At 64.3% G+C, this 6,000-nt stretch carries 5 protein-coding genes; all 5 read right to left on the reverse strand.

Translation table 11 applies throughout. From position 1 onward, the window contains the following. Positions 1-75: 75 nt before the first annotated feature. From thiI to hemC, 5 genes are read right to left on the reverse strand one after another with little or no spacing between them, the layout of a single operon-like run. The gene (gene thiI / locus H9X86_RS08110) at positions 76-1,248 is read right to left on the reverse strand and encodes a tRNA uracil 4-sulfurtransferase ThiI (RefSeq protein ID WP_204901034.1); all 1,173 of its coding nucleotides are present in this window, start codon (positions 1,246-1,248) and stop codon (positions 76-78) included. Positions 1,249-1,263: 15 nt separating this feature from the next. After that, positions 1,264-2,559 carry a glutamate-1-semialdehyde 2,1-aminomutase gene (hemL, locus tag H9X86_RS08115; RefSeq protein ID WP_204901035.1) on the reverse strand — a complete coding sequence of 432 codons (1,296 nt, stop codon included), beginning with the start codon at positions 2,557-2,559 and terminating at the stop codon, positions 1,264-1,266. Continuing rightward, positions 2,556-3,539: a porphobilinogen synthase gene (gene hemB / locus H9X86_RS08120; RefSeq protein ID WP_204901036.1), complete on the reverse strand. Its 984-nt coding sequence runs from the start codon at positions 3,537-3,539 to the stop codon at positions 2,556-2,558. Before hemB ends, hemL begins: the two co-directional genes overlap by 4 nt. Before the next feature lie 22 nt (positions 3,540-3,561). Then, the gene (gene cobA / locus H9X86_RS08125; RefSeq protein WP_204901037.1) at positions 3,562-5,043 is read right to left on the reverse strand and encodes a uroporphyrinogen-III C-methyltransferase; all 1,482 of its coding nucleotides are present in this window, start codon (positions 5,041-5,043) and stop codon (positions 3,562-3,564) included. Next, complete coding sequence (gene hemC / locus H9X86_RS08130; protein ID WP_204901038.1) at positions 5,040-5,915, reverse strand: hydroxymethylbilane synthase; 876 nt, start codon at positions 5,913-5,915, stop codon at positions 5,040-5,042. The genes cobA and hemC overlap by 4 nt, the downstream gene beginning before the upstream one ends. Positions 5,916-6,000 lie beyond the last annotated feature (85 nt).

A 6,000-nucleotide genomic window follows, 5' to 3' on the forward strand; every position in this document is an offset into this window, starting at 1 on the left:
ATGCGAAAAATATGAAACAACCCCCAGGCTGCTTTTTATGCAGTCTGGGGGTTAAATATTCTTGACTTATGGTTTTTAGAAATCCAGCATGACCCGCTCAATCCCTGCCACGGCTTCCTCCACCAGGGCGTCCACATCCAGGGCCTGCTCGGCCTCCACCAGCTCCTCCACTTTCGGCTTGGTGCGGGGATGCTTGGGGGTGAACACAGTGCAGCAGTCCTCATAGGGGAGGATAGAGGTTTCAAAGGTGCCGATCTTGCGGGAAATGCGCACGATCTCCTCCTTGTCCATGCCCACCACCGGGCGCAGCACGGGCACGGTGCACACGGCGTTGGTGCAGGCCATGGCCTCCAGGGTCTGGCTGGCCACCTGGCCCACCGACTCGCCTGTCACCAGGGCCTGGATGCCGTTTTTCTCCGCCACCCGGCAGGCAATGCGCATCATAAACCGACGCATGAGAATGGTGAACAGGTTCTCAGGGCAGGAGCGGCGCAGCTCCTCCTGGATCTTGGTGAAGGGCACCACGTGCACGCAGGTCTTCCCGGTGTAGGGCACCAGCAGCCGGGCCAGATCCAGCACCTTTTCCTTGGCCTCGGGGGAGGTGTAGGGGTAGGAGTAGAAGTGGATCATGTCCACAATGACGCCACGCTTGGCGATCATCCAGGAGGCCACGGGGGAGTCGATGCCGCCGGACAGCAGGGACAGAGCCCGCCCACCCACGCCGATGGGCAGACCGCCCGCACCCTCGGTGGGATTGGCGTGGACAAAGGCGTCAAAATCCCGCACCTCCACGTGGACGGTGAACTGGGGATTGTGCATGTCGGCAATCAGGTGGGGGTAGGCATCGTGGAGCTCCCCGCCCACGTACTGGGACAGCTGGATGGAGGTCATGGGGAAGGTCTTGTCCGCCCGCTTGGTCTCCACCTTGAAGGAGCGGGCCATGGCCAGCTCGTCCCCCAGATACTCCTTGACGCACGCCAGAATGGCGTCCTTGTCCTTGGCGCAGGCCCGGGCCCGGCACAGACCCGCCACGCCGAACAGCTTGCCCATGGCCTCCCAGGCCCCTTCAAAGTCGCAGAACTCGTCCTGGGGCTCAATGTAGGTGGTGGACTGGCGGGTGTATACCTTAAAGGAGCCGTACTTTTTCAGCCGCCGCTTGGCGTTGCCCATGAGCTTCTCCTCAAAGGCCCGGCGGTTGAGGCCCTTGAGCACCATTTCGCCCTGCTTGAGCAGGATAATTTCTTTCATATCGTTACCTCCAAATCATTCGTGGGACAGGGCTTCCAGGGTGGCCCCAAAAGCCTCCAGGGTGGCGGTCAGATCCTCCCCGCTGTGAGCGTCCGAGAGGAACATGGCCTCGAACTGGGCGGGAGCCAGGTAAATGCCCCGTTGGAGCATTTCTCCGAAGTAGCGGGCGTACATCCCCACATCGCTGCCCTTGGCATCCACGAAGGTGGACACCTCTGTGGGGGTGAAGAAGGGGGAAATGAGGGAGCCCACCTGATTGATGACCACGGGCACCTGGGACTGAGCTGCCAGCTTGGCCATGTCCCCGGCCAGCTGGGCACCCATGTGGTTGATGTGGGTATACACTTGGGGGTTGGCCTGGAGATAGCGCAGCTGGGCCAGGCCAGCGGCCATGGCCACGGGGTTGCCGCTGAGGGTGCCCGCCTGGTAGACGGCGCCGCAGGGGGCCACCTGCTCCATGAGGGCCCGGCTGCCGCCGTAGGCACCCACGGGCATGCCGCCGCCGATGATTTTGCCGTAGGTGACCAGGTCTGCCTTTACCCCAAAGTACTCCTGGGCACCGCCGGGGGCCAGACGGAACCCGGTGATCACCTCGTCGAAGATGAGCAGGGTGCCGTGGGTATCGCACAGCTCCCGCAGCCCCTGCAAAAAGCCGGGGGCGGGGCCCACCACACCCATGTTGGCGGCCACCGGCTCTACGATGACGGCGGCCACCTCACCCCGGTTGGCCTCCAGCAGGGCCTGGACACTGGCCAGGTCGTTGAACTGGGCGGTGAGGGTGTCACGGGCGGCCCCCACGGGCACGCCGGAGGAGGAGGGGTGGCCTCCCGCCAGGGCGGAGGACCCGGCATTGACCAGCATGCAGTCGCTGTGGCCGTGGTAGCAGCCCTCAAACTTGATGAGCTTGTCCCGGCCGGTGGCGCCACGGGCCAGACGCAGGGCGGACATCACCGCCTCGGTGCCGGAGTTCACCATGCGTACCATCTCCAGTCCGGGCACCATGTCCACCATCAGCTGGGCCATTTCCACCTCCCGGGGGGTGGGTGCGCCGAAGCTGAGGCCGTCTGCTACCGCTTTCTCCACCGCCTCACGGATGATGGGGTGGTTGTGGCCCAAAATCATGGGGCCCCAGGAGCAGACGTAGTCAATGTAGCGGTGGCCCTCCACATCATAAATGCAGCTGCCCTCTGCCCGCTGGATGAACCGGGGGGTGAGACCTACGGAGCGGTAGGCCCGCACAGGGCTGTTCACCCCGCCGGGGAGTACCTGACAGGCGGCGGCAAAGAGTTCTTCCGAGTTGTGGAGGTTCATCCAATGTCCCCCCGTTTCATGGCGTCTGAGAGTTCCTTGGCGTAGTAGGTGATGAGCATATCCGCCCCGGCCCGGTAGATGGACACCGCCACTTCACACATCATCTTGTACTCATCCACCAGCCCGGCGGCAGCGGCGGCCTTAATCATGGCGTATTCTCCCGACACGGAGTAGGCGCACATGGGCAGGTCAAAGGCGGCTTTGCACTGGTGCAGCACATCCAGGTAGCTCATGGCAGGCTTGACCATGAGGATGTCTGCGCCCTCTTCCACGTCCAGGGCACACTCCCGCAGAGCCTCCCGGGCGTTGTGGGGGTCCATCTGGTAGCCTTTGCGGTCGCCAAAGGAGGGGGCGGAACCGGCGGCGGCCCGGAAGGGGCCGTAGAAGGCGGAGGCGTACTTGGCGGAGTAGGACATGATGGGCAGATTGACAAATCCAGCCTCATCCAGAGCCTTTCGCATGGCTCCAATGCGGCCATCCATCATATCCGACGGGGCCACCATATCCACTCCGGCCCGGGCATAGGACAGGGTGATGTCCACCAGCCGGGGAAGGGTGGCGTCGTTGTCCACGTGCTCCCCGCAGAGGATGCCACAGTGTCCGTGGCTGGTGTACTCACACATACATACATCGGCAATGACGTAGAAGTTGGGGTAGCTTTTCTTAATGGTGCGGATAGCCTGCTGTACCACCCCGTTGTCGTCCCAGGCCGAGGAGCCGATCTCGTCTTTGTGGGCGGGCAGGCCAAAGAGGATGCACTTGTTCACCCCGTGGCTCAGGCACTCCTCCACCGCCTCATGTACGCTGTCCAGACCGTAGTGGAACTGTCCGGGCAGGGAGGGGATGGGGCGGGTGCCTTGCAGGGTTTCGTCCACGAAAATGGGGTAAATGAGGCTGTCCGGGGACAGCCGGGTCTCCCGGCACAGGCTGCGCACCTCAGGACAGGTGCGCAGGCGGCGGGGTCTATGGGTCAATTCCATGAGGGATTCCTCCTTCTCTATCTTACAAGGACTGGGCCAGCCGCAGCAGGCCGGGGATGGTGGCTTCCTCCGCTATGAGCACGGGAATGCCGTACCGCTGGGCCTCCTGGGCGGTCTGGTGCCCAATGCACAAACCCGTGATGTTGCCCAGAGGGGCATCCTCCCCCACCGAGGAGACAAATCCCTTGACGGTGGAGGCGGAGGTGAAGGTGACGTAGGACAGTTCCCCCTGTTCCAGTGCTTCTCTCAGCTCGGGGGAGCGGGGGTTATCGTAGTGGGTGGTGTACACCGCAACTTCCTCATAGGGAATGTCACGCTCGGTGAGGGCCTGAGTGAGGAGGGGGGAGCCTTCCTCTGCCCGGGGCAGCAGCACCGTCCCGGTGGCGGGGATGCCCTGGCCCAAGTCCTGGGCGGTGTATACTTTGGGCACATAGTCCGCCGTCAGGCCGTATTTCTTCAATGTGGCGGCGGTGCCGGGGCCGATGGCAGCCAGCTTCACCCCCGCCAGAGCCCGGCTGTCCATGCCCTGGGCGTTCAGGGCATCGAAAAATACCTGTACCCCCACGGGGCTGGTGAAGGCCACCCACTGGTAGTCCTCCAGATGCTGCAAGGCGGCGGTGAGGGGGGGACAGGGGTTGATGGGGGTGGTGTGGATGCAGGGGTACTCCCAGACCTTGGCCCCCAGCTCCCGCAGGCCTTGGGCCAGGGTGCCCTTGCGGGCAGCGGGGCGGGTGACCACAAAGGTGCGGCCTTTCAGGGGCAGGGCGTCGAACCAGTCGAAGGAATCCGCCAGGGCGCACACGCCCCCCACAATGCTGATGGCGGGGCTCTCCACCTGGTGGTCCCGGGCGGCCTGGGCCAGGGTGGCCAGGGTGGCGCTGATGCGGCGTTGGGCGGGGGTGGTGCCCCGCTCTACGATGGCAGCGGGGGTATTGGGGTCCATGCCCGCCTGAAGAAGCCCCTCACAGATCTGGGGCAGGGCGGACACACCCATGAGAAACACCAGGGTGCCACGGGTGGCCACCAGGGCATCAAAGTCGATGTCCAGCGCTTTCCCAGCCCGCTGGTGTCCGGTAACAATGTGCAGAGAGGAGCAGCAGTCCCGGTGTGTCACTGGGATGCCGCCATAGGCGGGCACCGCCAGGGCGGAGGTGACCCCAGGCACTACCTGGAAGGGCACCTGATGCTGGGCCAGCAGCTCCAGCTCCTCGCCGCCCCGTCCGAAGAGGAAGGGATCGCCGCCCTTGAGACGCACCACGTTGGCGCCTCCCAGGGCCTCGGTGAGAAGGATCTGGTTGATCTCCTCCTGGGGCACCGGGTGCACATTCACCCGCTTGCCCACGTCGATGGCCTTGGCGGTGGGGGGGATGAGGGCCAGAATTTCTGGGCTTACCAGGCGGTCAAACACCACCACATCCGCCTGTTCAATGGCTTTTTTCCCTTTTAAGGTGAGCAGGCCGGGGTCTCCGGGGCCTGCGCCCACCAGTGTGACCTGTCCCATCATAGGCAGTCCCTCCTCATACGGTGTGCCAACTCCGCCCCCATGGTTTGCGCATCGGAACAGGCAGAGCAGCTGCTTTGGATGTAAGATTCCCCACGGGGGCTGACATAAAAGCCCGTGAGGGTGACGGTATCTCCGTCCACGGTGGCGTAGGCCGCCACCGGAGAGGAGCAGCCCCCGTCCAGGGCCGCCACAAAGGCCCGCTCAGCGGTAAGGCACACCGCCGCCACTGGGTCGTGGAAGGCGGACAGGCAGGTGGTGTCCACCCCCTGGCGGCTCTGCACCGCCAAAATGCCCTGTCCGGCGGCGGGAAGCATCTCCTCCACCGAGAAGCGGCGGGAGATGCGGCCCTCCAGTCCCAGCCGCTCCAGCCCCGCACTGGCCAGCACCAGGGCGGAGAAGTCCCCCCGGTCCAGCTTGGCAAGCCGGGTTTGCACGTTGCCCCGCACCGGGGCCACGGTGTGGTTGGGGAACAGCTTGCGGAGCTGGAGGGTGCGGCGCAGGGAAGAACAGCCGATGGGCTTTGCGGGGTCTAAGGTGTCCACCCCCTGGGGGAGTACCAGGGCATCCCGGGGGTCTGCCCGGTGGGAGAAGGCCACCAGGGGCAATTCCGGAGGGATGTCCATGGGCAAGTCCTTGCTGGAGTGGACGGTGAAGTCCACCCGGCCCTCCAAAAGGGCACGGTCCAGCTCCTTGACGAACAGACCCTTCCCTCCAATCTGGCTCAGGGGACGGTCCAGAATCAGGTCTCCGGTGGTCTTCATGGTAACCAGCTCCACCTCCAGGGTGGGGTCATAGGCCCCAATGGCGTCCATGACCATCTCGCTTTGTATGACGGCCAGCCGACTGTCTCGGCTTCCTATGCGTATCTTCATGGGGTTTCCTCCAAAATTTCTCGAATCTGCCCAGCGCAGCGGGCGGTGCGGGCGTGGTCGGAGCCGTCCCCCACCACCCCGGCCA

The sequence above is a fragment of the Pseudoflavonifractor capillosus genome, from assembly GCF_016902575.1.
Lineage (GTDB): Bacteria > Bacillota > Clostridia > Oscillospirales > Oscillospiraceae > Enterenecus > Enterenecus capillosus_A.